The organism is Streptomyces sp. NPDC001270 (genome assembly GCF_042896695.1).
Classification (GTDB): domain Bacteria; phylum Actinomycetota; class Actinomycetes; order Streptomycetales; family Streptomycetaceae; genus Streptomyces.
On record NZ_JBIAXM010000001.1, the window covers coordinates 426,790 to 452,852 of the forward strand.

20 protein-coding genes are annotated in these 26,063 nt (G+C 72.4%); 14 read left to right on the plus strand and 6 right to left on the minus strand.

Annotation, left to right across the window (positions count from 1 at the left end):
- Positions 1-10 precede the first annotated feature (10 nt).
- Positions 11-613: a 2-oxo-4-hydroxy-4-carboxy-5-ureidoimidazoline decarboxylase gene (locus ACFY2B_RS02005; RefSeq protein WP_390761177.1), complete on the minus strand. Its 603-nt coding sequence runs from the start codon at positions 611-613 to the stop codon at positions 11-13.
- A 154-nt stretch (positions 614-767) separates the two neighbouring features.
- On the opposite strand from ACFY2B_RS02005, the gene ACFY2B_RS02010 reads away from it, so the two are divergent.
- The 7 genes from ACFY2B_RS02010 (at position 768) to ACFY2B_RS02040 (ending at position 8,838) form a co-directional block, all read left to right on the plus strand.
- Positions 768-2,381: a glycoside hydrolase family 20 protein gene (locus tag ACFY2B_RS02010; protein WP_390761178.1), complete on the plus strand. Its 1,614-nt coding sequence runs from the start codon at positions 768-770 to the stop codon at positions 2,379-2,381.
- 128 nt (positions 2,382-2,509) lie between these two features.
- Positions 2,510-2,905 carry a hypothetical protein gene (locus ACFY2B_RS02015; RefSeq protein ID WP_390761179.1) on the plus strand — a complete coding sequence of 132 codons (396 nt, stop codon included), beginning with the start codon at positions 2,510-2,512 and terminating at the stop codon, positions 2,903-2,905.
- A 170-nt stretch (positions 2,906-3,075) separates the two neighbouring features.
- Positions 3,076-3,705, plus strand: coding sequence for an RNA polymerase sigma factor (locus tag ACFY2B_RS02020; protein ID WP_376524200.1), 630 nt, complete (start codon positions 3,076-3,078; stop codon positions 3,703-3,705).
- A 146-nt stretch (positions 3,706-3,851) separates the two neighbouring features.
- The gene (locus tag ACFY2B_RS02025) at positions 3,852-4,730 is read left to right on the plus strand and encodes a hypothetical protein (protein WP_390761180.1); all 879 of its coding nucleotides are present in this window, start codon (positions 3,852-3,854) and stop codon (positions 4,728-4,730) included.
- A 238-nt stretch (positions 4,731-4,968) separates the two neighbouring features.
- Positions 4,969-6,471, plus strand: a complete 1,503-nt coding sequence (locus ACFY2B_RS02030; protein WP_390761181.1) for an ATP-binding protein — start codon at positions 4,969-4,971, stop codon at positions 6,469-6,471.
- 526 nt (positions 6,472-6,997) lie between these two features.
- Entirely contained in the window at positions 6,998-7,660 is a 663-nt protein-coding gene (locus ACFY2B_RS02035; RefSeq protein ID WP_390761182.1) for an RNA polymerase sigma factor, read from the plus strand.
- Positions 7,660-8,838: a hypothetical protein gene (locus tag ACFY2B_RS02040; RefSeq protein WP_390761183.1), complete on the plus strand. Its 1,179-nt coding sequence runs from the start codon at positions 7,660-7,662 to the stop codon at positions 8,836-8,838. The genes ACFY2B_RS02035 and ACFY2B_RS02040 overlap by 1 nt, the downstream gene beginning before the upstream one ends.
- 391 nt (positions 8,839-9,229) lie before the next feature.
- Here the strand turns inward: ACFY2B_RS02040 and ACFY2B_RS02045 are convergent, their stop codons facing one another.
- On the minus strand, positions 9,230-10,171 hold the full coding sequence (locus tag ACFY2B_RS02045) for a L,D-transpeptidase family protein (protein ID WP_390761184.1): 942 nt from the start codon (positions 10,169-10,171) through the stop codon (positions 9,230-9,232).
- A gap of 117 nt (positions 10,172-10,288) precedes the next feature.
- Here ACFY2B_RS02045 and ACFY2B_RS02050 point away from each other — a divergent pair, with 117 nt between their 5' ends.
- On the plus strand, positions 10,289-11,878 hold the full coding sequence (locus ACFY2B_RS02050; RefSeq protein WP_390761185.1) for a methylmalonyl-CoA mutase: 1,590 nt from the start codon (positions 10,289-10,291) through the stop codon (positions 11,876-11,878).
- Positions 11,845-11,982 carry a TetR/AcrR family transcriptional regulator C-terminal domain-containing protein gene (locus ACFY2B_RS02055; protein ID WP_390761186.1) on the plus strand — a complete coding sequence of 46 codons (138 nt, stop codon included), beginning with the start codon at positions 11,845-11,847 and terminating at the stop codon, positions 11,980-11,982. Before ACFY2B_RS02050 ends, ACFY2B_RS02055 begins: the two co-directional genes overlap by 34 nt.
- A 160-nt stretch (positions 11,983-12,142) precedes the next feature.
- On the opposite strand, the gene ACFY2B_RS02060 is transcribed toward ACFY2B_RS02055, so the two are convergent.
- From ACFY2B_RS02060 to ACFY2B_RS02075, 4 genes are all read right to left on the minus strand, one after another.
- Complete coding sequence (locus tag ACFY2B_RS02060) at positions 12,143-13,360, minus strand: acyltransferase family protein (protein ID WP_390761187.1); 1,218 nt, start codon at positions 13,358-13,360, stop codon at positions 12,143-12,145.
- Between the two features lie 212 nt (positions 13,361-13,572).
- Positions 13,573-16,239: a glycosyltransferase family 4 protein gene (locus ACFY2B_RS02065; protein WP_390761188.1), complete on the minus strand. Its 2,667-nt coding sequence runs from the start codon at positions 16,237-16,239 to the stop codon at positions 13,573-13,575.
- Between the two features lie 233 nt (positions 16,240-16,472).
- Complete coding sequence (locus tag ACFY2B_RS02070; protein WP_390761189.1) at positions 16,473-17,807, minus strand: polysialyltransferase family glycosyltransferase; 1,335 nt, start codon at positions 17,805-17,807, stop codon at positions 16,473-16,475.
- The gene (locus ACFY2B_RS02075) at positions 17,804-18,781 is read right to left on the minus strand and encodes a glycosyltransferase family 2 protein (RefSeq protein WP_390761190.1); all 978 of its coding nucleotides are present in this window, start codon (positions 18,779-18,781) and stop codon (positions 17,804-17,806) included. The genes ACFY2B_RS02070 and ACFY2B_RS02075 overlap by 4 nt, the downstream gene beginning before the upstream one ends.
- A gap of 198 nt (positions 18,782-18,979) precedes the next feature.
- On the opposite strand from ACFY2B_RS02075, the gene ACFY2B_RS02080 reads away from it, so the two are divergent.
- From ACFY2B_RS02080 to asnB, 5 genes are all read left to right on the plus strand, one after another.
- On the plus strand, positions 18,980-20,332 hold the full coding sequence (locus tag ACFY2B_RS02080) for a DUF6716 putative glycosyltransferase (RefSeq protein ID WP_390761191.1): 1,353 nt from the start codon (positions 18,980-18,982) through the stop codon (positions 20,330-20,332).
- A 32-nt stretch (positions 20,333-20,364) separates the two neighbouring features.
- Positions 20,365-21,684 (plus strand): cytidylyltransferase domain-containing protein, encoded by a 1,320-nt coding sequence (locus ACFY2B_RS02085; protein WP_390761192.1) that lies wholly within the window; start codon positions 20,365-20,367, stop codon positions 21,682-21,684.
- An 11-nt stretch (positions 21,685-21,695) separates the two neighbouring features.
- The gene (locus ACFY2B_RS02090) at positions 21,696-22,634 is read left to right on the plus strand and encodes an N-acetylneuraminate synthase family protein (RefSeq protein WP_376524215.1); all 939 of its coding nucleotides are present in this window, start codon (positions 21,696-21,698) and stop codon (positions 22,632-22,634) included.
- A 64-nt stretch (positions 22,635-22,698) separates the two neighbouring features.
- Entirely contained in the window at positions 22,699-23,871 is a 1,173-nt protein-coding gene (locus tag ACFY2B_RS02095; RefSeq protein ID WP_390761193.1) for a hypothetical protein, read from the plus strand.
- A 252-nt stretch (positions 23,872-24,123) separates the two neighbouring features.
- Positions 24,124-25,953 carry an asparagine synthase (glutamine-hydrolyzing) gene (gene asnB, locus ACFY2B_RS02100; RefSeq protein WP_390761194.1) on the plus strand — a complete coding sequence of 610 codons (1,830 nt, stop codon included), beginning with the start codon at positions 24,124-24,126 and terminating at the stop codon, positions 25,951-25,953.
- Positions 25,954-26,063: the final 110 nt, after the last annotated feature.

Genomic DNA, 26,063 nt, shown 5'->3' on the forward strand with positions numbered 1-26,063 from the left:
GGCGTGGCGGCTACCGGGGTGGGGCCCCGGGTGTGCTGCGGTTCCCCCCGCCCCTCAGCCGCTCCACCAGACGTTGCCTTGCGAGGCGCCGCAGGTGTTCTGCCGTGATCACCCGTTCCTCGTCCGGGTCGTTCGTCAGCCGGGACCTGATGCCTTCGAGGGTGCGGTCCAGGGCCTCGTCCGGCGGGATGCCGCCCAGGTGGATGAGGAAGACATGGCCGAAGCGGGCCTCGTAGGCGGCGTGCGCGGCGCTGAGGGCGGTGTGGGCGGCGGAGTAGGTGCCCTCCGGGAGGGGTTGCGGGGTCTCGGCGGCCAGCGCCTGGGCCAGGTCCGCCGGCGTCAGGTCGTACGCCGCTTCGTCCGCCGCGGCCAGCAGCGCGTCGAGGTCGGGGTAGGGGCGGTGGGCGGCGACCCGCTGGGCCCAGCGCGGGCTGTGCAGGCAGGTCAGAAGGGCTTCGTGGGCCTCGTCGGCGGCGTCGGCGTTGAATCCGGCCAGCCGGCCGGGGTACGGCGGGACGCGGGTCTGCTCCGGGAGCGCCGGTATGGCCACTCCGCCGGAGGACCCGGAGGGGTACGGGAGACGGTGCGCAGGCAGCGTGGGTCCTCGCGTCACATGTGGGGCGGCAGCGGATGCTGTGAAGGGTGTGTCACCACGTTATCGAGAGTGGTCATGCCGTGTCCGACGGATGCCCGGATTTCACCCGGACGGCAGAGTTTGGGAACCGTTCGTGGACGCATCGCGTCGACATCGGCTTTACGTTGGCGAGGTGAGCCAGCACAGGCGTCGCGAGTCGGCGCAGCAGGTCAGGCGGCGGCGCGCGGCGGTCGGCGGAGCGTTCGTCTGCACGGTGGCGCTCGGCGTCGGACTGGGCGTCTGGGCCTCCGCGGACGGCGGGCCGCGGCCCGCCGGGGCGGCACGGCCGGGTTCGGCCACCCCGAGCCCCAGCCGCTCCTATCCGCTGTCCCAGGCCCCCCGCACGATACCTGCCGTGCGCTCGCACACCGCCGAGCGCGGCCCCGGCTGGCGCCCGGCCGGCGGCGACCGGGTCGTGGTGACCGACCCCGCCCTGGCCGACGAGGGCAAGCTGATCGCGAGCGAGCTGGGCCTGGACTACGCGGGGCAGCAGCAGGACACCCGGGCCGGGGACGTACGGCTGGAGCTGAGCGGCGACAAGAAGGCGAACCCCGAGTCGTACACCATGACCGTGCGGGGCGGCGGCGTCACCGTCAGCGGCCCCACCGACGCGGGCGTCTTCTACGGCACCCGCACCCTCAAGCAGGAGGTGCACGGCGGCGGCACCGCCCCGGAGGGCGTCGTGCGCGACGAGCCCGCCGAGCAGCGGCGCGGCTTCATGCTGGACATAGCCCGCAAGCCGTTCACCGAGTCCTGGATAGAGGACCGAATACGTGAGCTGGGAGACCTGAAGTTCAACGAGCTGGGGCTGCACTTCTCCGACGACCAGGGCTTCCGGATCCAGTCGACAACCCATCCCGAGATCGTCTCCAAGGACCATCTCACCCAGGCGCAGGTCAAGAAGATCACCGACCTCGCGGCCGGCCGGCACATCAACATCGTCCCCGAGATCGACTCGCCCGGACACCTCGGCGCGGTCCTCGCCGCCCACCCCGACCTGAAGCTGCGCAACGCACAGGGCACCGTCACGCGCGGTGCCATCGACATCTCCAAGCCCGCCGCGGCCGGCCTCGTGGACGACCTCCTCAACGAGTTCGCCGGCGTCTTCCCCGGTCCCTACTGGAACCTCGGCGGCGACGAGTACCAGGCGGTCGCGGTGTCCGACCCCGCCGCCTCCTATCCGCAGCTGGCCGCCGCCGCCCGCACGGCGTACGGCTCGGGCGGCACCATCCAGGACCTGGCGACTGGCTGGCTCAACGGCCGCGCCGACACGGTCCGCGCCCACCAGCGCACGATGCGGGCCTGGAACGACGGCTTCTACCGCGGCACCTCCGTGCAGCCTGCCAAGGACCTGGAGGTCGCCTACTGGACGGGCAAGGAGATAGGCGCCCGGCAGCCGACGGACTACCTGGGCGAGGGACGCAAGGTCATCAACTACAACGACGAGTTCCTGTACTACGTCCTCGGCCAGCCGCAGACCTTCGTCTACCCCACCGGGCAGCGCATCTACGAGCAGTGGACCCCGCGGGTGCTGCGCGGCACCGCCGCCGTGCCCGCCCACTACGACCCGCAGATCCTCGGCGGATCCTTCGCCGTGTGGTGCGACGACCCGAACGCCCAGACGCAGGACCAGGTGGCCGCCGGGATCCGGATGCCGCTGCGGGCCACGGTGCAGAAACTGTGGGACCCGGGCCAACCGTCCGTCTCCTGGGCGGACTTCCAGAAACTGGCGAACCGGCTGGGCTGAGCCGGGCCGGCCCTGTGGCCGTGGTGCGAGGGAGGTGGGGCGGTCCTGCGCCGGTTGCGCGCGCCGGTGCGGATCCGGGTGACGAAAGCGGCGCCCGTGTCGCTCTTGACTGTGTGACAGCGCAGCAGGTGACAGCACAGCAGCAGACCAGGCCGCAGGCCGCGAGCAAGCCCGTGCGATGGGCGGCGGACGTGGTGGCGACGATGCGCGAGGGCGCGCGGGTCCGGCTCGACTACTCGGCGCAGAGCCTGTGGCGGGTCGACCGGATGATCGACGAGATACGGCGCGAGGGGCCACCGTACGCCGCCGTGCGGGACGTGCTGCGCGGCTTCGGCGCCTACGCCGGCGAGGTGATCGTCCGGCAGACCGGCGCCGAGTGGTGGGCGACCGGCGGCGATCACTGGGTCCGCACGCCCGACGGCCGGCTGTGGGACCCCGTGGACGAGGCGCGGCGCTGCTTCGACGGGCAGGGCTCGCTGCGTCTGCTGTGCCGGGACGCGACGGCGTCGGCGTCCGGGCGCTGACGGCCGCCGGCCCGCGGGCGGCGGAGTCCGCCGAGCGCTGTGACACATCTGTCAGGTGCGGCGCTGATCACCATGGGGGACGCGAGTCGCCGTGTCGCACGATGCCGTGCGCTGTGAGGAGGAGCGGCGGCACGAGCACGGGCACGGCTCCGGACGGACGAGGACGGTTCTTGGGCCAGGGAGGGGAACGCCGCCGCCCGCAGGCGTACGACGGCGAACTGGGCGCGGCCGTCGCGCGGGCCCAGGACGGCGACGAGACCGCCTTCGCCGTGGCCTACCGGATCGTGCAGCCGGGGCTGCTCGGCTATCTCCGCGGACTCGTCGGCGAGGACGCCGAGGACGTGGCCTCCGACGCCTGGCTGGAGATCGCCCGGGACCTGGGCCGGTTCAAGGGCGACGGCGCCGGGTTCCGCGGCTGGACCGCGACCATCGCCCGGCACCGGGCCCTCGACCATCTGCGCAGGCAGCGGGTACGGCCCCGGGCCACCGGGCTGGAACAGGACGTACTGGACCTGCCCGGCCCGCACAGCACGTACGACCAGGCGCTGGAGGCCATCTCCACCGAACACGCCCTCGCCCTGATCCGGGGGCTGCCGCGGGACCAGGCCGAGGCCGTGCTGCTGCGGGTCGTCGTCGGTCTGGACGGCCCCGGCGCCGCACGCGTCCTCGGCAAGCGGCCCGGCGCAGTGCGCACGGCCGCGTACCGCGGGCTGAAACGCCTCGGCCGTGATCTGGGCCGGCCGGCGGCGGACGGCGGTGTGACGGATGAGGGCACCGGCACGCTGGGGGATGCGACATGAACGGCGGCGGGCGCGGCTCGTACGGGGCCGGGGAGGCCGACGGGGCCGGGCGTCCCGCCGGGCGTGCGCGGCGGCGGGTCCCCGGCCTCGGGGCCCCGGCGGGCCGTGGCGGACGGCGCTCGGCTCGGGTGGGACAGGGAACGGACATGGGCGAACGGCACAGTGACGGCGGGCGGTCCGGTCGTCGGCGTGCGCACCGGGCCGGCGTCGCGCCCGTGTGGGGGCAGGCGGGCCCGGAGGCGGTGCTGGCGGAGCGGATCGGCACGGTGGTCCGGTCCGACGGTGCCGGTGTCGACCCGGAGGCCGAGCGGCGGGCCGTCGCCGCGTTCCGTGCCGCGCGCGGCACGCAGGCGCACCGGGCGCGGACCCGGCGCCGCGACGACTGGCGGCTCTCCCGGCCGCGCCGCGTCCGCCTCTCTGCCAGGGCCTCGCTCTCCGCGGTGCTCGCGAGCATCGCGCTGGGCGGCCTGGCCGTCGCCGCCATCGCCTCGGCCGGGTCGCCCGCGCACGAGGACCGCAGGCCCGCCGCGCCGTCCGCGCGGCCGGCGGACGGCGGCGGCACGACGCACAGCGGCGACCGGCCGCCCGCGAAGCCGTCCACGGGCCCGGCCGCCACGGGCCCGGCCCCCGCTCCGTCCGCTGCCCCGGACCACGGGCACCGGGACCGCCCGGCCACGGCCGCGGACCTGCTGGCCCACTGCCGGGCGTACGAGCAGGTCAAGGGCCGTGGAAAGGCGCTGGATTCGACGGCGTGGCAGCGGCTCGTCACGGCCGCGGGCGGCGCGGAGAAGGTACCGGCCTACTGTGCCCGGCAGTTGGCGACGGCCACGGCGACAGCGGCGGCCGCGCGGACCGAGGAACCGCAGACCGCCGCACCGCGGACCGCTGCCCCGCAGGCCCAGGAACCGCAGGCCGACGAGAAACAGCCCGAGGAGAAACAGACCGAGGTGACGCAGGCTCCCGAGCAGATGCAGACCGAGGGAACCCCGGCCCCCGAGGAGAAGCGGCCCAAGGAGAAGAAGTGACCTCGCGCGGGACGGTGTCCCCCGCCGAGGCAACGGCCGGGGCCGCCACTCCTGGCCTGCCGGAAGCATGAAAGGCATCTGACCAGTCATTTTGTTCTCTCGGTGCAGTGTGCAGGTTCTCGCTTTCCGTCCGGATCGGCGCTCATCGCCGGTTCAGAGGTGAATTCCAGTACGACGGAACATGTCGAAGTAGACTTGGACGTAATCCGTGGTGGCCAAGTTGCTGGGAGGACGATCGATGGCAAGTCCGCCGGCCAAGCCCGACGATGTCGTCGACCGGGAGCGGGAGTGGGATCTGCTTGCGGAGTTCCTCACTGATCCGGATCCGGCGATGCGGCTCGGCATCGTGTCCGGGCGGCGGCGGTATGGGAAGTCGTACCTTCTGCAGGCCCTGTCCGAGCAGGTCGGCGGCTTGTACGTCACGGCGGTCCGGGAGGAGGGGCGGCTGCCTGCGATCCAGCGGTTCAGTGACGCCGTCGCCACCCACGCCGGCTTGCGGCCAGGGAGTCTGCGTCTGACCGGCTGGCGCGATGTCCTGTCCAATGCCCTTGACGTGACCGCCCGTTCGGCACTCCCGTTCCTGGTGATCGACGAGCTGCCGTATCTGCTCCAGCACTCGCCTGAAATCCCCGGACTGCTGCAACAGCTCTACGACGAGCGCCAGCGGGGTGCCCGGCCCGGTGCCGGGCCGGGGCCACGGCTGATCCTGTGCGGCTCCGCGATGAGCGTCATGCACGAATTGCTCTCGGGGACGAAGCCGCTGCGCGGACGCGCCGTGGTCGATCTACGGCTGGGCGCCTTCGACTACCGTGACAGCCGGGACTTCTGGCAGATCGCCGACCCGCTGACCGCGCTGAAGGTGCACGCGGTCCTGGGCGGGGCCCCCGGCTACCGGCCGGTGGCGGGCCGGCCGCACCCGGACGACGGCTTCGACACCTGGCTCACCCGCACCCTGCTGGATCCCGGTCGGGCCGTGTACTCCCGTACCGAGACCGAGTACCTGTTGCGCGAGGACCCGAGGATCACCCAGCACACGCTGTACTACGACATCCTCACCGCGATCGCGCGGGGCGCCACCACCCCCAGCAAGATCGGGGCGGCCCTGGAGCGTCCGCGGAACGCCGTCGCGCATCCTCTCGGAGTGCTGGAATCCACCGGCTACATCCGCCGGGAACAGGACATCCTCCGCTCCAGGCACCCCGTCATCACCCTCGCCGACCCCGTCATCCGCTTCAACCAGCTCATCACCCTCCCACAGGCCGCAGCCGTGGAGCAGGGTTTCGCCGAGCAGGTGTGGCAGCAGGCCACTCCGGCCTTCAACTCCAAGATCCTTGGACCGCACTTCGAGGACCTGGCCCGCGAGTTCACCAGCCGGTACGCCCACGCCCTGCTGCCCGGCGGACTGCCCGGCCCGGTCGGTACCACCGAGGTCGCCGACCAGGCCGCCCGGACCAAGCACGAGGTCGATGTCATCGCCCTGGCCGCCGGTGAGCGCCCGCAGGCTCCCCGCGCGAGGATCGCGCTGCTGGGCGAGGCCAAGGCGACCGCCGCCCGCCGGGGAACCGGCGACCTGGAACGCCTGGAACGCATCCGTGCCCTGCTCGCGGATCAGGGGTACGACACCGCTGCCACCACTCTGGCGCTGTACTCCCTGCACGGCTTTTACCCTGATCTGGTCGACCTGGCCGGCCGCCGTGACGACCTCCTCCTGGTCGATCTGCCCACCCTCTACAGTGGGTGACACCAGGAGCGGGCAGGCTTCGAACCAGGCACGTGGCGGGTGGCTGGAGGCAGCCGGTAGGGGACAGGTGGCGGTGGCTCAAGAGTCATCGACCCCGGGGATTCGGACCGCACGGCAACCCGGCCCGCCGGTCACGCGCTGGTCGCACTGGTCGCACTGGTCACGGACCTCGCGCAGAACCCCAGGGCGGAGTTGAAGGGCCGAGGCGACGGCCGGGGCCGCCACCCCCCACAGGAGAGGCCCCGGCCGTCGCGCGGCACGGGCCGCGCGGCGGCCCGTACTTCCTTCAGCGTCGCCGGGGCGTTTTCTGTCACACCGATCCGCGTCACGAGGTGGTTGCACCTCGTACAGACGTGGACGGGAGCGGTTTCAGGTCGTAACGTGCCTTTCGCGCCGAGGCGCGGCGGGCGCATGACCACCGCATCCAGCTGCGGCCTCGAACACCGCAACCACCGATTCAGGAACCACGACGGCGAGATCCGGTCCGCGTGAGCGGAGCCGGTTCGCGCGAGGAAGGGCACCACGGGTGCTGGGGGACGACGCGGAGTTGACCGCCGCGGTGCGCGCGGCACAGGACGGGGACGAGACCGCGTTCCGGACCGTGTACCGCGCGGTGCAGCCACGGCTGCTGGGATACGTACGGACGCTGGTCGGCGACGCGGACGCCGAGGACGTCGCGTCCGAGGCGTGGTTGCAGATCGCCCGCGACCTGGAACGCTTCAGCGGGGACGCGGACCGGTTCCGCGGCTGGGCCGCCCGCATCGCGCGCAACCGCGCGCTCGACCACATACGCATGCGCGGCCGCCGCCCCGTGACAGGCGGCGACGAGACCGAACTCACCACCCGGGCCGCCGAGTCCGACACGGCCGGCGAGGCCATCGAGGCCCTGGCCACCGGCCGCGCCCTCTCCCTCATCGCCCAGCTCCCGCAGGACCAGGCCGAGGCGGTCGTCCTGCGCGTGGTCGTCGGACTCGACGCCAAGACCGCCGCCGAAACACTCGGCAAGCGCGCGGGCGCCGTCCGCACCGCCGCGCACCGCGGTCTGAAACGGCTCGCGGAGCTGCTCGGCGCGGATCCGGAATCCGCCGGGCGGCTCGACTCCCTGCCGGCCCAGCGAGAACCACGCGGTCGTACGGTGACGTCCGCCACTGTGACGCAAACGCGTTCGCGGACGCAGAAGGACATGTGATGGCCGACGAGCAGTACCCGTGGCTGAACCGGGAAACGGCGGAACGTCTGCTGCGCGGTGAGCCGCTCGAAACCGTTGACGCGGCTGCCCGCGGCCAGGCCGAACGACTCGCCAGGACACTGGCCGCGCTCTCCGCCGAGGGTGTCCCCGCCGGAGCCGAACTCCCCGGTGAGGAAGGCGCGTTGGCGGCTTTCCGCAAGGCCAGGGGAGAGGCGTCCGAGCCGGCCGCCGTGGGGCACCGGGAGGGTTCGCAGGAGCGACGCTCCGGTGCGGTGCGCCGGCCGTCCGACGCGGGGCTGGTCCGTATCGGTTCCGGCGCCGGCCGCGCGCCCGCCCGTCGCCGCCGGGCCCGTCCCGTACGGCTGGCGCTCGCCGCCGCACTGGTCGTGGGCACGGTCGGCGGGGTCGCGGTGGCCGCCGGAACCGGAGTCCTCCCGGTGCCCTTCGGCGAGGGTGACCCCGGGCCCGCCGCGTCGGTCTCGGTCGCCGGCACGCCCGAGGGCCCGCTTCTCTCGCCCTCCGTGCCCGCCACCCGGGGCGGCCCGTCGGGGCCGCCGACGCCGAGCGCCCCGCCGAGCCACAGCCCCGCCACCGGCTCCGGGGTCGGGACGCCCGGCCCCAACGCCGTCAAGCCGGGCGCCGACGACTCCACCGGCCGGGCCGGGAGTGCCGCCGGACCCTGGGGCGGTGCGCCCGCGGCCTGCCGTGACCTCCAGGGCGGCAAGGAGCTGGGTTCCGGCCGCGAGCGCCGACTGGAGACGGCAGCGGGCGGCCCCGCGCGGGTGCCGGCCTACTGCAAGAGCCTCCTGAAGAACGACGGCTCCGCGGGCGAGGTCCGCACGGAGAGCGCCGACGGCAAGGACGAGCACGGCGGCAAGGACAAGAACGGCACCAAGGACGACCAGGACGACCGGGGAGACCAGGACGGCCGTGGCGGCTGGGGCGACCGGGGCGGGGGAGACGGCCGGAGCGGGGGAGACGACGGCGGCCACCCGGGCAAGGGCCGTGGCCACGACCACGGCCGCGGCGACGGCAACGACGACGGCAAGGGAAACAGCAAGGGCAACGGCGGCGGCGATGGTCAGAGGACCCTCCCGTCCTCCCCCGCCCCGGCGCCCACGGACCGCCCCGCACAGTCGCCGGGCCCCTCGCCGAGCCCGACCTACACCGCGCTCTGAGTCTCCTCCGCCGTCACCCGCCCGGTGCCTCCGCCGTCACCCGCCCGGTGCCTCCGCCGTCACCCGCCCGGTGCCTCCGCCGTCACCCGCCCGGTGCCTCCGCCGTCACCCGCCCGGTGCTGCGGCTGGTTCGGCCGGTTCGGCAGCTTCGGCCGAGTCTCCCGCCTCCACCCCTCCGACCTGCGTCTTCGCGGCGCGGGGAAACTTTTTCCGGGACGGGTGTGACAGTTTCGGCCGCTGTGACGCAGTACAGAACGAGCCGACTGGTCATCGGCTGTCGCACCGAGCCGGGGTTCCCCCCGTACCTACGGCTCGTGCACCTGGCGCGGGCGGGACACGTTCCCCCGGTCCCGCCCGCGCGCCAGGCCCGCACTCCGTGCCGGTCGGTGCCTCACCAGGAGACGACGACCTTGTCGCCCGTCCGTACCTGCGCGAACAACGCCGCCACGGCCGTCTCGTCCCGCACGTTGACACAGCCGTGCGAGCCGCCCGCGTAGCCCCGGGCCGCGAAGTCGGCCGAGTAGTGCACCGCCTGGCCGCCGCTGAAGAACATGGCGTACGGCATGGGGGAGTCATAGAGCGTCGACACGTGGTGCCGTGACTTCCAGTAGACCTGGAACACGCCCTCCCGGGTCGGCGTGTACTGCGCGCCGAACCGCACCGCCATCGTCGACACCGTGCGCCCGTCGATCATCCAGCGCAGCGTCCGGCTGGTCTTGTCGATGCACAGCACCCGGCCGGTCAGGCAGCGCGGATCGGGCGCGGCGGCCGGCTGACCGCCCATCAGGTACAGCTCCCACTTGCCCGGCTCGTGCGTCATGCCGACCAGCCGCTGCCAGGTGACGGTGTCCGTCCGCCCGGTCGGCGGCAGCCCGCGCTTGCCCTGGAAGCCCTTGACGGCCTCCTCCGTCAGTTCGCCGTACGTCCCCGTCGGCCCGTCGGACAGCCAGGCGACCTGGCGCAGCCGGGCCTGGAGTTCGCGCACGTCCGGGCCGGTGTCCCCGCGGGACCACAGGACGCGCGGCGCGGGAGACGGCGGCGCCGGAGGCGGCGGTGGCGCGGGGGCGGACGGCGACGTGGTGGTGCGCGACGGCGCGGGAGCGGACGGTGCCGCGGGCGCGGGCGTGGCCTTCGCCGGGCCGCCGCCGGACGCGGGCGTGGCCGGCGGGCGGGCGCTCGGCAGCTGGATGCGCACCGGCGAGCGGTTCTTCCCGTCGGCCGTCGTGGGCTGCACGGTGCACCCGCACAGCACGGTGAGCACGGTGAGCGCGGCGGCCGAGGCGAGTGCGGCGGCGGGCCGTCGAGCGATCCGGTCGATCCCCGTGAACCTCATGCCCATGATGCTTCCCAGCGTGACCGCCGCCGAACTACGGGGCATGGTGGGGAGTAGCCGACTGGCCGGAAGCGGCCGGCGGACATCGGCGTAGAGACGTACCGCGGAGGCACCACCATGGCGCGTGAGTCGGAGTCCGGACTGCCCATCGAGCCGGTCTACGGGCCGGACGCACTGCGCGGCTGGGACCCGGCCGGGCAACTGGGCGAGCCGGGCGCGTACCCCTTCACCCGGGGCGTGTACCCGACGATGTACACCGGCCGCCCCTGGACGATGCGCCAGTACGCGGGCTTCGGCACGGCCGCCGAGTCCAACACGCGCTACCGGCAGCTGATCGCGCACGGCACCACGGGCCTGTCCGTCGCCTTCGACCTGCCCACCCAGATGGGCCACGACTCCGACGCCCCGATCGCGCACGGCGAGGTCGGCAAGGTGGGGGTCGCCGTCGACTCGATCGAGGACATGCGGGTGCTGTTCGACGGCATCCCGCTCGGCGAGGTCTCCACCTCGATGACGATCAACGCCCCGGCGGCGCTGCTGTTGCTGCTGTACCAGTTGGTGGCGGAGGAGCAGGGCGTGCCCGCCGACCGGCTGACCGGCACCATCCAGAACGACGTACTGAAGGAGTACATCGCGCGGGGCACCTACATCTTCCCGCCGGGGCCGTCCCTGCGGCTGACCGCGGACATCTTCCGGTACTGCCGCGCCGAGCTGCCGAAGTGGAACACCATCTCGATCTCCGGCTACCACATGGCCGAGGCGGGTGCGTCGCCCGCGCAGGAGATCGCCTTCACCCTGGCGGACGGCATCGCGTACGTGCGGACCGCGGTGGCGGCGGGTATGGACGTCGACGAGTTCGCCCCCCGGCTGTCCTTCTTCTTCGTCGCCCGTACGACGCTCCTGGAGGAGGTCGCCAAGTTCCGTGCCGCGCGCCGGATCTGGGCGCGGGTGATGCGCGAGGAGTTCGGCGCGCGGGATCCGAAGTCCCTGATGCTGCGGTTCCACACGCAGACGGCCGGGGTGCAGCTGACGGCGCAGCAGCCGGAGGTGAACCTGGTCAGGGTCGCCGTGCAGGCGCTGGCCGCGGTGCTGGGCGGCACCCAGTCGCTGCACACCAACTCCTTCGACGAGGCCATCGCCCTGCCCACGGACAGGAGCGCCCGCCTCGCCCTGCGCACCCAGCAGGTCCTGGCGTACGAGACGGACGTGACGGCGACGGTCGACCCCTTCGCCGGCTCGTACGCCGTGGAGCGGCTGACGGACGACGTGGAGGCCGCCGCGCTGGACCTGATGCGCCGGGTCGAGGACCTGGGCGGCGCGGTGGCGGCGATCGAGCACGGCTTCCAGAAGGCGGAGATCGAGCGCAACGCATACCGCATCGCCCAGGAGACCGACGCGGGCGACCGGGTCGTGGTCGGGGTCAACCGCTTCCGGCTCGACGAGGAGGAACCCTACGAACCGCTGCGCGTCGACCCGGCCATCGAGGCCCGCCAGGCCGAGCGGCTGGCCGCGCTGCGGGCCTCGCGGGACGGGGCCGCGGTGGATTCGGCGCTGGCCGCGCTGCGCAAGGCGGCCGGAGGCGCCGGGAAGGACGACAACGTCCTGTACCCGATGAAGGAGGCCCTGCGGGCCCGCGCGACGGTGGGCGAGGTGTGCGGCGCGCTGCGGGAGGTGTGGGGGGTCCACGTGCCCCAGGACCTATTCTGACGGCCGCGGCGGGCGCGGAGATCTTTGAAGACTACGACCGGCGCTTCGAGGAGGGGTTGGAGCTGGTGATCGCGGGCATCGAGGCGCGGTACGGCCCCGGCTGAGCACCGCCGGGAGCGACGCACGGCCGGGCCACCGGCTCACCGGCACATCGGCCGTCCCTCGCCCGGTGCACCGGCACATCGGCCCACTGGCCGTCCCCCGCCTGATCACCGGTGCTCGGCCGTCCGTCGTCCAGGGCGCCGCCGCGCCGCCGCCCGGCCGTCAGCCGCCCGGCGCACCGGCCCCCGGCCGTCCCCCGCCCGGTACGCCGCCGCCCGGCCCGCTGCCGTCGAGGGCGTCGCGCCCCCACGCTCCGCCGCCCTGCTTCAGCCGCGGCCCGAGCGGTCGTTCCACGCAGCGGTGGATCAGCCAGGCCAGACCCAGCAGCCCGAGCACCGTGACCGTGAGCGTCGGCCACGGCGGCAGGCCGAGTCCCCGGTGCAGCACCCGGATGACGAACCAGCCCAGGTGCTCGTGGACCAGGTAGAAGGGGTACGTCAGCGCGCCGGCCGCGGTCAGCCAGGGCCGGGCGGCCCACCGCGTCCGGCCCAGCGCCACGGCCGCCACGGCGGCGAAGCCCAGCGTCACCAGCAGCAGGATCACGTACGGGTTGCGGTGGAAGTCGCCGGTGGCGCCCGGCCGCCACAGCCCGGTCGTGACGGACTCCTGGCCGAGCAGCCAGGAGACGCCCACCAGGCCCCACAGGGTCGGGCTGTGGCCGAAGCGGTGGATCAGATAGAGCGCGAGGCCGCCGACGAAGAACGGCGCGTGTTCGGGCATGACCAGTTGCGCGGTCAGCGGGTTGCCGGCGTTCTTGCAGATCACCGCGGCCAGCGTCCACACACAGCAGAACAGCACGACCCGGCGGTAGGTGACGCCCCGCAGCACCACGCACACCGCGAACAGGGCGTAGAACCGGACCTCGACCCAGAGCGTCCAGCACACCCCCAGCACCCGGGGCACGCCCATCGGCTGCTGGAACATCGTCAGGTTGACCAGGATCTGGTCGAGGCGCAGCGGGTGCAGGACGACGGGCAGGACGAACGCGGCGGCGGTGACCAGGAGCACGGCCACCCAGTAGGCGGGGTAGAGGCGGGCGACGCGGGAGCGGAGGAAGTCGCCGGGGCCGCGGCCCCAACTGCTCAGGCAGATCACGAAGCCGCTGATGACGAAGAAGAACTGCACGCCGATACAGCCGTAGACGGCCGCCTGGGACAGGTCGGGGAAGACCAGGGCCGGTGTCCGGCCCCAGGAGCGGGAGATGTCGCCGCCGCGGCCGGCGAAGTGGTAGAGGCAGACCATCAGCGCGGCCAGCAGCCGCAGCCCGTCCAGGGCGAGCAGCCGGCCCCCGTGGCGGCCGGGGCCGGGAGGCGGGGCGGGAAGTGCGGCGGGCGGGGGAGGAGAGGGAACGGAGGCACGGGTGGGGGATGTCGCTGGCATGGTCCCGCACGCTTACCCGGATCCGCGGGGTTCATTGCGGTGTTCTGTCCTGATATCCCCGGGATGCCGGAGCCGCTCACCCCGCACTCGGGGGACAGCCACCCCGCACCCGAGGGACACCCACCCCGCACCCGGGGGAACCGCCTGCTCGACCGGCAGGTCCCGTGCCGGGGCCGGCGGCGCGTCGGCCGCCGGCCCGTGACGTGTTCGGCTCAGTCGGACTTCAGCAGCCGCGCGGAGCGGTTGGAGAGGTCGATCCGGATCGACTCCTTGCGGGCGAGCTGCCGTATCGCCTTTCCGCGGCTGCCGAGCGCGCCCGCCACGCGGGAGATCTCCGACCAGACCCTGGCCCGGTCGCCGCCCGCGATCGCGGCGGCGGACAGCAGCCGGTGCGCCTCGTCGACCTCACCGCGCCCGGCCCGGATCTCGGCCATGCCGATGAGCACGTCCACCGGCTGGCGGCGGCGCAGGATCTCCGTGCCCACGCGCAGCGCGTCGTCGTGCTTGCCCGAGGTGAGGTGCCGGGTGAAGTCCTCGGCGAGGTACTTGCCGTGCCGGGAGAGCACCGCGGCGAACGGCCCCTCGCCGTAGACCGTCTCGCCGTCCGGCTCCGGCCCGGCGCCGCCACCCCGCACCACGTCCTCGGGGCCGGCGAGGCCGAGTGCCGTGGTCATCCGGGCGGTGAAGGCCGAGATGTCGAACAGCTCCTCGACGTCCTGGTACTCCTGCTCCGACACCTCCTCGTCGAGCACCTTGCGCAGCGCGTCCAGCGCGGCCTCGGGCGTGTACTCGGCGAACGAGTGGTAGCCGGGCACGCCTTCCAGCACCTCGCGGGAGCCCACCCGGTGGTAGGTGACGGCGCGCAGCCGCTGCTGCACCGCCTCGACCACCGACAGCGGCATCGGGTCGTCCACGCTGGAGAGGAAGAAGACGTCCGAGGCGGCGAGTTCCTCGCGCACCCGGTCGCGGGAGAGCGCTCCCATCCACTCGACGCGGTCCGACAGCAGGGTGGAGGGTCCGATCCGCCAGGTCTTGTGGCCGATCCAGGCGAAGCGCCACGGCAGGCCCTGCGCGTACGCGAGTTCCGCGACCCGCGAGAACAGGTCGAGGCCCTTGCGGTCCTGCATCGAGCCGACCATCACGATCCGCGGGCGCTCACCGGGGGTCCGCCGGGCGCGGGCGCGGTGGGTGTCGAGCGGCACCGTGTTGTAGACGACGACCGGGTCGCTCACGCCGAGCTGCCGGAACATGTCGGCCTGGGAGGTGGAGACGCACAGCACCTTGATCTTGGGCAGCACCTTGAGCATCTCGGCGTGCCGCAGCGCGTGCTGTTCGCCCTCGAAGTTCATGACGTACTCGGTCTCGTGGGCGTACAGCACCACGGTGCGGCCCAGGGCGTGCAGCGCCTCCGTCAGCTCGTTGGCCAGCGGCGAGCGCCAGAACGGGGCGAGGCTGTTGATCAGGACGACCTCGGCGCCCTCCAGGTCGGCCAGGACGTCCTCGGTCCGTGAGTAGACCCCGAGGTCGAAGTAGCGGATGTCGACCGGGCTCTGGGCGAGCAGCGCCTGGGTGTAGGTGAGCACGGGGATCGCCACGCCGGTGACGTAGGAGAAGCCCAGGCCGAGGATGGCCAGCGAGCGCGGCCGGTTCAGCCGGCCCTCGACGGCGCGCAGGGCGCGTTCGGCGCGCGACAGGTGGGCCTGCGGGCCCTCGTCCGGTGCGGACCACCGCGGGGCGGGCCGCTCCACGGGGACCTCGGCCTCCTCGATGCGGCGCAGGACGCGGGAGGGCACGTCCTCGTGGAAGGTGAGGAAGTGCTCGACCGGCTCGCCGTGCACGTTGGCGGTGAACTTGCCCGAGCGCTGGAGGTCGGCGGCGACGTCGACGAGTTCGCCGACCGTGCCGACGTTGCGCAGCAGCGGGTGGTTGATCGTCGGGAAGACGATGTTCAGCGGGGGCGGGCTGAACAGGATCAGCGGCGTGCCCGCCCGCAGGGTCTGGAGGTAGGTGGTGGAGAAGAAGGTGATCGCGAGGTCGTAGCCGTCGAGGGCCTCCGCCTCCAGCAGCGCGCTCTCGTCGAGCACCGTGACGTCCGGCAGGTTCTGGAGCCATTCCAGGTGGCCGCGGAGCGTGGAGGGGTGCGGCTTGATCTCCACCTCGCCGAAGGCGGTGAGCGCCTCGCACAGCTCGGTGAGCTGCTGCCGGTGGTCGCCCCGGGAGAGCTTTTTCTGGTCGCTGAGCGGCTGGTCGAGGATGACCATGCGCAGCGGCTCACCGGGGCGTTTGGCGTGCCGGTGGGTGGTCGAGCGGGCCGCCCTGAGCAGCTGGGGGTCGTCGCTGTGCCCGAGCGCTCCGGTGATGTGGACGGGCGCGTCGGCGTCCGCCTGGCGGAACAGCAGGTGGTGCGCCGTCGCCGGTCCCCACACGCAGACGGCGGCCGGCGAGGACGAACCGTAGTACCAGTTCTGGTCGCGCAGGCCCGAGTCCGTCTTCTTGAAGTGGAAGTCGAGATGACCGTCCTGGACGAGGATCAGCGGCAGGGTGCGGCCCAGTTCCCCGGCCACCCGGCGGCCCCGTTGCGACTGGTCGTTGAAGAACACCAGCCGGTCGATGCGCTCCCGGTCGGTGAAGGCGTGGATGCGGTGGCCCACCTCCTCCAGGAACTCGGCACCGCTGAGTGCCTCGTCGACCTGGAACAGGTTGTGCACCTTGAGATCGTCGAAGCGGGCTGCCGCCTCCTGCTCGATCCAGCCCGCGACGTCCCCGTCCCGGTCGGCTGTGACCAGGTGGAAGGAGTGGGCCTGGGCCTCCGGGGCGTTCATGATCTGTGCGGCGAGGCCGACGCCGTTACGGTTCTCGACGAACACAGCGATGCGCATGGACGTTATCAATCCTTCAATCGGGCCCGCCCCGTGTGTGGCCGTGGGCCGACCGAACCTTCATGTGTCTTAAGGAAATACGACCATCTCCCCCTCCATGTCTAACCAATGCGGAACCCCAGGTGAACTCTGGGCAATGAGTCGTTATGTAAAAGGGTAGAGAGAAGCCCTTGGGGTAGCACGGTGATCCAGTCCGTGCTAGCCCAAGGGCTTTTGTTCGGTTATGCCCGGTCTTAACGTTTGACGGCCTTCTTCAGCGCCCGCGCCCGCCGGGCCACCCGGCGCACGGTGGCGTTGCGCGGGATGAACGACAGCTGGGCCGGGATCCCGCCGGGCAGGCCGAGCGAGGTCAGCCGCTTGCGCTTGAAGTAGCGCAGCGTGTGCGGGCTCAGGTGCTTGGCCAGATAGCGCTCGGCATCCGGGCGCAGCCGCGGGTAGATCTTCGGCTGCATGGTGAAGCCCACCGCCCGGACCAGCTCGCCGAGGGCCGCCGCGTCCGTGCCGGGCCGCTGCTCGGTGACCGCGGAACGGTCCGCCAGGTCGGGCAGCAGCGCGTCGACGACGGTGACCGGGATGCGGTTGCTGTTCTCGAACGGGGACAGCCGGTCCAGCAGGATGTCGGTGCCTACGCGGGCGGTAGGCAGCCCGTACAGCGCGGACGCGGTCAGCAGCGCCGTGGAGAAGCAGCCGACGACCAGGGCCGGGCGCATCCGCTGGTACAGCACCTCCGCGAGGACCGGCGTGTCGACGACGGTGAGGTCGGCGCCGAGCCGTTCGGCCTCCTGCTCCAGGGTGCGGGTGAAGCGGGCCGGGGCGGACGGGTGCGGCTTGAACACGATCCGCTGGTGACCGAGGTCGACGGCCCCCTTCAGCATCCGCACATGGAGGTCCTCCTCCTGCTCGGCGCTGAGGATGCCCAGCGCCGACAGGTACTGGCCGAGCAGCAGGGCGGGCTCGTCGATGTCCGGCAGGCCGTCACCGCTGCCGGACAGCTCGGCCAGCACCTTGGTGAACACGGCGGTCGGGACGATCTCCGGCGCCACGCCGAACTCGGTGAGCAGCAGCGGCACGAGGCCCGGCACCAGATCGAGGTGGAGCAGCCGGTCCACCCGGGTGCCGACCAGCGGGTCGATCTTGTTGCGGGTGGGGCCGTAGCTCATCAGGCCGTCGGCGTAGACGGTGACGGCGGCGCCGGTGAAGATCTGCGCGATGCCGAGCGACGGGTTGACCTGGATCGACTCGACGGCCAGCTCGACCTCGTCGTCACCGAGGTCCCAGGCCAGCCGCAGATAGCGTTCCCACAGTGGGACGTCCTCCGGCCGCGGGAGCCAGCCGCCCGGGTGGAAGGGGAAGATCGTCTCGTTGTACGAGATCACGTCGTCGAAGCGCTCCCGCAGCCGCTCGAAGCCCGGCATCTCGTCCGGGCCCGGCGTCGTCTCGGGTGTCGTCGCGTTGTTGCAGACCAGCAGGATGCGCCGGTCGGCGGGGCGGAACGCGCCGGAGTCGAGGGCGGCGGCCAGCGTCGCCATGCCGTACAGCGTCGACGCCTGGAAGATCTGCGTGGTCACGCGGCGACCCCCGACGGGGCGGGGCGGCGGCGCAGCCGGCGCAGCTTCGTGGCGCGCTGGAGGTCCATGGAGTCCAGGGCGTCGTCCAGGACGGCCTGCGGCATGCGCCGCAGCGCCGCGGCACTCAGTGATTTCAGCTTCTTCGCCACCGGCGGCTCGAACCTTTCGATGGATCCCAGATGATGGGAAATGATGGCGCAGTAAGTCCGGACGGCCTTCGGCAGCAGTTCGTCCGCCTGGGGGTCCTGGGCGGTTTCTTCGATGACCTGATCGAATGCTCGAATGAAATCGAGCTGCCGGACGTCACCGATCTGGGTGAGCGACGAGGCGACCCCGCGCCGGTAGAAGGTGCCGAGCAGGTTCACCGCGGCGAACGAATCCGCCTCCCGGTGCAGCTTCCAGATCCACGGCCGGTCCTCGGCCGTGCGCAGCCCGTCGGTGAAGTGCAGCAGTCCGCGGTCCACCAGCCGGCGGTGGTAGATCCCCGCCCAGGCGTAGGCGTAGTCGACCGAGGTGGTGCGGTCGGCGGGCAGGATCGCCTCCCGCGGCTTCATCACCCTGTTGCGGCGGCCGTGCGGCACCCGGTGCACCACCCGCGCCCGCGCCGTGCACTGCACGTGGTCGGTGCGCAGGAAGTCGCAGCCCAGCTCGTCCATGGCGGCGACCAGCCGCGGGTAGTAGCCCGGGGCGAGCCAGTCGTCGCCGTCCAGGAAGGTCAGGTATTCGCCGCGTGCCCGGTCGATACCGGTGTTGCGCGCGGTCGCCAGTCCCCCGTTCTTCTCGTGCCGGGCGAGTACAGCGCCTGGCAGCTCGTGCTCCGCGCGCGCGAGCAGCTCCGGTGTCCCGTCGGTCGAGCGGTCGTCGACGAGGATGAACTCGAAGTCTTCACGGGCGTTCGCACGCAGGCTTCGGAGAGTGTCCGGCACGTATTGCTGGACGTTGTAGAACGGCACGATGACGGAGAGCTTGACCACGCCGTCGACGTTAGGGGGAGCCCCAGCATTCGTCTTGACGGCCGCCTTGATATCAGGTGAACGACATGTGGCGAAGCCGTGAACCACGGTTTTTCGCCGTGGGATCCCGGCCTGATTCGCCATTCGGCGACGTGCTGTTAACCGTTTGTTGTATTTGGGTTGGGCGGAAGCTAGGAATGGCTTCCTAGCTTCTTCGGTGTGCCAGTAAGTGCAACGAACTCCCTGCGGGTCGCCGTCCTCGCGGATTCCGACACCCGGTGGAAGTGGGGCGCGCTCACCGCGACCCGCATCGCCGGCCGCCCCGCCGAACCCGACGGATCGGGCATCCACCTCGACGGCTACCTCCTGCGCGGGCGTGCCACCCCCACCGCCCGCCAGCTCAGAGAGGTCGGCGTGCACGCCGACTCGCTGCGCGAGGTGACCGCCGTCGAGTTCCTGCGCGCCATGGACCAGGAGTCGTACGACGTCCTCGTCCTCGCCCTCGTCGGCGGCGGCGTCCAGGCCATGCTGCACGGTCTGAAGCGGGTGTGGGAGGACCGCACCGACCGGCCCGTCGTCGTCACCGGCTACGTCGGCGTCGTCTACGAGAAGCTGGCGGACGGTCTGCTGCTGCGGCACGGCGCGGACCTCGTCCTCGCCAACTCCCGCCAGGACGCGGACCGTTTCCGCGCCGTGTACGAGGGCGTGGGCGCCGACGCCTCGTCCGTGACCGAGGTCGCGCTGCCCTTCCTGGGCGGCGACCCCTACGCCGGTGACCCCGCGCCCGCCGGCGAGCCGGGCGGCCGGCCCTACACCGTCGTGTTCGCGGCCCAGCCCTCGGTCCCGGACAGCCGCAAGGACCGTACGTACCTGCTCGACCGGCTGATCCGGCACGCGCAGGCGTTCCCCGACCGCGAGGTGCTGCTGAAGCTGCGCTCCCGGCCCGGCGAGCACACCACGCACATCGAGGAACTGCCCTACCAGAAGCTGGCGCAGGGCAAGGAACTGCCCGCCAACTTCCAGCTGGTGTACGGGCACATGGGCGAGGTGCTCGACCGCACCGACCTGCTGGTCACGGTCAGCTCGACGGCCGCCCTCGAAGCGCTGCACCGCCGGATCCCCACGGTCGTCCTGACCGACCTCGGGGTCCGCGAGGTGCTGGGCAACCACCACTTCGTCGGATCCGGCTGCCTCGCCTCCTGGGACCAGCTGGACGCCGGGCACCGCCCCGCGCCCGAGCCCGCGTGGCTGGCCCGGCAGGGCGTCGCCGCCGACGGTTCGTACGGCACGGCCTTCGACTTCGCCCGGCAGCGCATCGCCCGGCTGCTCGACCGGCCCGGCGGCCTGCCGCGCCTCAACCCCTACTACACGACCGAGACCGCGCCCGGCTATCTGCCGGGGATCCTCGCCCGCCACCACCTCGGCCCGGACGGCTCCCCGCTGCCCGGCGCACCCGCCGCCGACAAGTCACCGGGACCCGTCCGCCAGATCGTCCGCAGGGCGGCACGCGGCGCGTACCGGCACGGCGTCCAGCGGGTGGCACCCGTGATCCGACGAATGGGAGAGCTGTGAGCGACCGGATCCCGCGTCAAGGAGGAGAGCCCATGTCCAACTCCGAAGCGGGCCGAGGTGCTTCCGTGCGCCGGGTGCTCGCCGTGATCCCCGCGCGCGGCGGCTCCAAGGGCGTACCCGCCAAGAACCTCGCGCCCGTCGCCGGCGTGCCGCTGGTGGGCCGCGCGGTGCGTGCGTGCCTGGCCGCCCGGCTGGTCACCGACGTCGTCGTCTCCACCGACGACGAGGCCATCGCCGAGGCCGCGCGGCAGGCCGGCGCGGAGGTCGTGCTGCGGCCCGCCGCCATCGCGGGTGACACCGCGACCTCCGAGGCCGCCGTGCTGCATGCCATGGACGCGCACGAGAGGCTGCACGGCGCGAGCGTGGACGTCGTCCTGCTCGTGCAGTGCACCAGCCCCTTCCTGACCCACGAGGACCTGGACGGGGTCGCGGGTGCCGTCGTCGAGAACGGCGCCGACACCGCGCTGACCGTGGCCGCCTTCCACGGCTTCGTCTGGCGGGACGCGGGCGACGACCCGGTCGCCGTGGAGTCCGCCCGCGAGCAGGCCGCCGGCGGCACCACCCGCGTCACCCACTCCACCGCCACCCAGGGCGGCTACGGCGTCAACCACGACAAGTCGTTCCGGCCGCGCCGCCAGGACCGCCCCCAGGACCTGCTGGAGACCGGCGCCGCCTACGCCATGGACGCCGCCGGGTTCCGCAAGCACAACCACCGCTTCTTCGGCCACACCGAGCTGGTGCGCACCGACCCGGCCCGGGTCCTGGAGGTCGACGACCCGCACGACCTCGCCCGCGCCCGCGCGCTGGCCCCGCTGTTCGACGCGGACGCCGCCCGTGCGGCGGAGCCGGCCGGTGCCGTGCTCCCCGCGGCCGACGACATCGACGCGGTCGTCCTCGACTTCGACGGCACCCAGACCGACGACCGGGTGCAGATCGACGCCGACGGACGGGAGTTCGTCACCGTGCACCGCGGCGACGGACTCGGCATCGCGGCGCTGCGCAGGAGCGGCCTGAAGATGCTGATCCTGTCCTCGGAGCAGAACCCGGTCGTCGCCGCGCGGGCCCGCAAGCTCAAGATCCCGGTGCTGCACGGCATCGACCGCAAGGACCTCGCCCTCAAGCAGTGGTGCGAGGAAGAGGGCATCGCGCCGGAGCGCGTGCTCTACGTCGGCAACGACGTCAACGATCTCCCCTGCTTCGCCCTCGTGGGCTGGCCGGTGGCGGTCGCGAGCGCCCACGAGGTCGTACGCGACGCCGCCCGCGCGGTCACCACCGTCCCCGGCGGCGACGGTGCCATCCGAGAGATCGCCAGCTGGATCCTCGGCCCCTCTCTCGATTCCCTCACCAAGTAAGGACACCCCTGATGACCACCAACTCCCGCATCCGTACCTTCGGTTCGCGTGAGGCCGGCCCCGGCCGTCCCGTGTACGTCACCGGCGAGATCGGCATCAACCACAACGGCGACCTGGACAACGCCTTCAAGCTGATCGACGTGGCCGCCGAGGCCGGCTGCGACGCCGTGAAGTTCCAGAAGCGCACCCCGGAGATCTGCACGCCGCGCGACCAGTGGGACATCGAGCGCGACACGCCCTGGGGCCGGATGACCTACATCGACTACCGCCACCGCGTGGAGTTCGGTGAGGACGACTACCGTAAGATCGACGAGCACTGCAAGGAGAAGGGGATCGACTGGTTCGCCTCCCCGTGGGACACCGAGGCCGTCGCCTTCCTGGAGAAGTTCGACGTCCCGGCCCACAAGGTCGCCTCCGCCTCCCTCACGGACGACGAGCTGCTGCGCGCCCTGCGCGCCACCGGCCGCACGGTCATCCTCTCCACCGGCATGTCCACCCCGAAGCAGATCCGCCACGCGGTCGAGGTGCTGGGCTCGGACAACATCCTGCTCTGCCACGCCACCTCCACCTACCCGGCCAAGGCCGAGGAGCTGAACCTGCGCGTGATCAACACGTTGCAGCAGGAGTACCCGAACGTCCCGATCGGCTACTCCGGCCACGAGACCGGCCTGCAGACCACGCTCGCCGCCGTCGCCCTCGGCGCCACCTTCGTCGAGCGCCACATCACCCTCGACCGCGCCATGTGGGGCTCCGACCAGGCCGCCTCCGTCGAGCCCCAGGGCCTCACGCGCCTGGTCCGCGACATCCGGATCATCGAGTCCTCGCTCGGCGACGGCGTCAAGAAGGTCTACGACTCGGAGCTTGGCCCCATGAAGAAGCTGCGCCGGGTCGCCGGTGCCGTCGCCGAGGCGGAGATCGCCGCGGCGGCGGGCGAGCCGGTCCAGGTCTGACACCGATTGCACCCGAGTCCGCCTTGGACGCCTGCCGAACGCCTCACGGGACGGTCGTACGCCGATGAACCGCCGCGCCGGTAACGCCGGCCCCAGCCTGAGCACGCTCGCCTTCGTGGAGAGCCCGGTACAGCTGCTGAACGTACTGGAGTGGGCGCACACCCACGCCCTGAGCGGAGCGGCCGGGGCGCAGGCGTCCGGTCCCGGGGCGGCACGGTCGGTGCCGCCCCAGGTACGGCGGACCGTCGCGGACGGCGAACCGTCCGCCGGCCGCGACCTCACGGTCGTCGTGCTGTCCCCGACCGACCCGATGACCCGCGGTCAGCTGCGTCGCATGGCCGACCTGGCCCGGGACGAGGGGTACGAGGTGCGCTGGGAGGAGGCGCGGGGCGGTACGACCGCGCCCTTCCACACCATCGGCGGCCTCGCCGGTGCGCTGCGCCGGGCCGACCGGATCGTCATGGGGGATCCGTTCTCCCGCTACGTACAACTGCTGCTGACCATCACCCGGGCCCGGGACCTGGTGGTGGTCGACGACGGCACCGCGACGATGGAGTTCGTCGCCCAACTCGCGCGCGGTGAACGGCTGGTGCGCTGGCACCGCAAGGGCGGCCGGCCGGGCCCGCGCGACCTGCTGTTCGCCCCGGTCTCCTCCTCGGCCCGGCGCCGCCTGACGCCGAGCGCCGGCCGCCGGGTGGAGGTGTTCTCCTCCATGCCGGTCGAGGAGGTCCCCGACGGCGTCACGGTCACCGCCAACGGCTTCGGCTGGACCCGCGCCCGGTTCGGGCCGCCGCGCATCACCAAGGGCGCCGACATGGTCGGTACGTCGCTGGTGGAGACCGGTGTCGTGGACGGCGACCGGTACGTGGAGGCCGTACGCGGCCTGGCCAAGGCGCACGGCGCCGACCGCTACTTCGCCCACCGCCGCGAGAGCACGGAGAAGCTGCGCCGCCTCGCGACCGAGACGGGCCTGGAGATCGTCCGTCCCGATCTCCCCCTGGAACTGATCGCCCGCCGCGGCCCGATCGGCCGGACCATCCTGAGCTTCCCGTCCACGGTCGTCCACACGCTCCCGCTGGCGCTGGCCGGGACGGGCGTCCGCATCGCGGTGTGCGACATCGACCCGGCCTGGCTGACGGAACACGCGTCACCGCGGGCCCAGGGCTTCCTGTCCGGGGTGACGGGGACGGCGAAGGACGTGCACCGGCTGGCGGCGGTATCGGTGGCACCGGCCTGACGGTGGGCCCCGGCCTCACGGCGGGCCCGTCGGCCTCCGCCCGCCGGGGCGGTCACGGGGTGTCGCGGTAATTCGGCGGTGGGGGAATTCCCATCCCCACAGGCCAGGTCCGCGGCACCGCCGAAACCTCTTATTAACACAAGTTTACTTGTGTGAAATGCCACATTGTCCGGGTTTCCCGGAGCGTGAATCTGTCACATGCATAGGGCACCAGTATCCCGAGGCAACTTTCCTGACGGGAATGAGGTGCTTATGTGTGGAATCACCGGCTGGGTCTCTTACCAGCGTGACCTGACGGGGCATGGACAAGACCTCGACGCCATGACCGGGACCATGGCGTGCCGCGGACCGGACGCCGAGGGCGTCTGGCTCTCGCCCCACGCGGCCCTGGGACACCGGCGACTCGCGGTCATCGATCTGCCGGGCGGCGCCCAGCCCATGACCGTCGAGACCCCCGACGGCGCGGTGAGCATGGTCTACTCCGGCGAGGCGTACAACTTCACCGAACTCCGCGCGGAACTGCGCCGCGCCGGACAGCGGTTCGACACCGACTCCGACACCGAGGTGGTGCTGCGCGGCTACCTGGTCTGGGGCGAGAAGCTCGTCGAGCACCTCAACGGCATGTACGCGTTCGCCATCTGGGACGCCCGTACCGAGCGGCTGGTCATGATCCGCGACCGCATGGGCATCAAGCCGTTCTACTACTACGAGACCGACGACGGCGTGATCTTCGGCTCGGAGCCGAAGGCGATCCTCGCCAACCCCCTCGTCGACCCCGTCGTCGGGCTCGACGGCCTGCGGGAGCTGTTCACCGGGGCCAAGACTCCCGGCGCCGCGGTGTGGGAGGGCATGCGGGAGGTGCGTCCCGGCGAGATCATCCTCCTCGACCGCGGCGGACTGCGCCGCCGCACCTACTGGCAGCTGCGCTCCGAACCGCACACCGACACCCGACAGGAGACCGTCGCGCACATCCGCGAGCTGCTGGACGACATCGTCCGGCGCCAGCTCGTCGCCGACGTGCCCCGCTGCACCCTGCTCTCCGGGGGCCTGGACTCCTCCGCGCTCACCTCGCTCGCCCAGATCCACCTCGCCCCGCAGGGCGAGACCGTCCGCAGCTTCGCGGTGGACTTCCCCGACCAGGACAAGTACTTCCAGGCCATCGACGTCGCGCCGACCCAGGACACCCCGTACGTCCACGCCGTGGCCGAATACGTCGGCTGCGACCACCAGGACATCGTCCTGGACGGAGCCGCGCTCTCCGCCCCCGAGGTCCGCCGGGCCGCCGTCGGCGCGCGCGACCTGCCGATCGGCATCGGCGACCGCGACAACTCCCTCTACTTGCTCTTCGCCGCGGTCCGCAAGCACTCCACGGTGGCCCTGTCCGGCGAGTCGGCGGACGAGGTGTTCGGCGGCTACCCGTGGTTCCACGATGAGCGCCGGTACACCGAGACCTTCCCCTGGCTGGCAGGCCGGCAGTCGATCATCGAGTCCAGCGGCATGGTCGGCGACGACCTCAAACCCGTGCTCGGCCTGCGGGAGCACACCTTGGAGAGCTACCGCTCGGCGGTCGCGGAAACCCCCGTGCTCGACGGCGAGACGGGCCTGGACCAGCGGATGCGGGTGGTCAGTTATCTCCACCTGACCCGCATGGTGCAGACCCTCCTGGACCGCAAGGACCGGATGAGCATGGCCGTGGGCCTGGAGGTCCGCGTCCCGTTCTGCGACCACCGCCTCGTGCAGTACGTCTTCAACACCCCCTGGTCCCTGAAGACCTTCGACGGCCGCGAGAAGAGTCTGCTGCGCGCTGCCACCCGGGACGTCCTGCCGGAATCGGTGGCCAACCGCAAGAAGAGCGGCTACCCGGGCACGTTCGACCCGAACTACGTCGCGGCCATCCAGTCCCAGGCGGCCGACCTGCTGCGCACCGGCCACGTGGCGGTGCACCTGGTCAGCCACGACGACCTGACCGCGGCCACCAGCGGGCCCGCCGCGGACCTCACCCAGCAGCAGCGGATGCTGCTGGAACGCGTCCTCGACCTCGGCGCGTGGTTCGACCTCCACCACCCCACGGTCAAGGTCTGACGCGTCCGACCTGTCTGACGACCCGACGGGGGCGGGCGCCTCGGCCCGCCCCCGCCACCCCACCAGCCTTCGCCCTGGCGGCCGGCTGCGGGCGGTGAAGTGCCGTCGGA

Excerpts from the sequence above, each read along its gene's own strand:
- ACFY2B_RS02025 (WP_390761180.1), top strand. The coding sequence starts at position 3,852 with ATGGGCGAACGGCACAGTGACGGCGGGCGGTCCGGTCGTCGGCGTGCG.
- ACFY2B_RS02030 (WP_390761181.1), top strand. The coding sequence starts at position 4,969 with ATGGCAAGTCCGCCGGCCAAGCCCGACGATGTCGTCGACCGGGAGCGG.
- ACFY2B_RS02040 (WP_390761183.1), top strand. The coding sequence starts at position 7,660 with ATGGCCGACGAGCAGTACCCGTGGCTGAACCGGGAAACGGCGGAACGT.
- ACFY2B_RS02045 (WP_390761184.1), bottom strand. The coding sequence starts at position 10,171 with ATGAGGTTCACGGGGATCGACCGGATCGCTCGACGGCCCGCCGCCGCA.
- ACFY2B_RS02050 (WP_390761185.1), top strand. The coding sequence starts at position 10,289 with ATGGCGCGTGAGTCGGAGTCCGGACTGCCCATCGAGCCGGTCTACGGG.
- ACFY2B_RS02060 (WP_390761187.1), bottom strand. The coding sequence starts at position 13,360 with ATGCCAGCGACATCCCCCACCCGTGCCTCCGTTCCCTCTCCTCCCCCG.
- ACFY2B_RS02065 (WP_390761188.1), bottom strand. The coding sequence starts at position 16,239 with ATGCGCATCGCTGTGTTCGTCGAGAACCGTAACGGCGTCGGCCTCGCC.
- ACFY2B_RS02085 (WP_390761192.1), top strand. The coding sequence starts at position 20,365 with ATGTCCAACTCCGAAGCGGGCCGAGGTGCTTCCGTGCGCCGGGTGCTC.
- ACFY2B_RS02090 (WP_376524215.1), top strand. The coding sequence starts at position 21,696 with ATGACCACCAACTCCCGCATCCGTACCTTCGGTTCGCGTGAGGCCGGC.
- ACFY2B_RS02095 (WP_390761193.1), top strand. The coding sequence starts at position 22,699 with ATGAACCGCCGCGCCGGTAACGCCGGCCCCAGCCTGAGCACGCTCGCC.
- asnB (WP_390761194.1), top strand. The coding sequence starts at position 24,124 with ATGTGTGGAATCACCGGCTGGGTCTCTTACCAGCGTGACCTGACGGGG.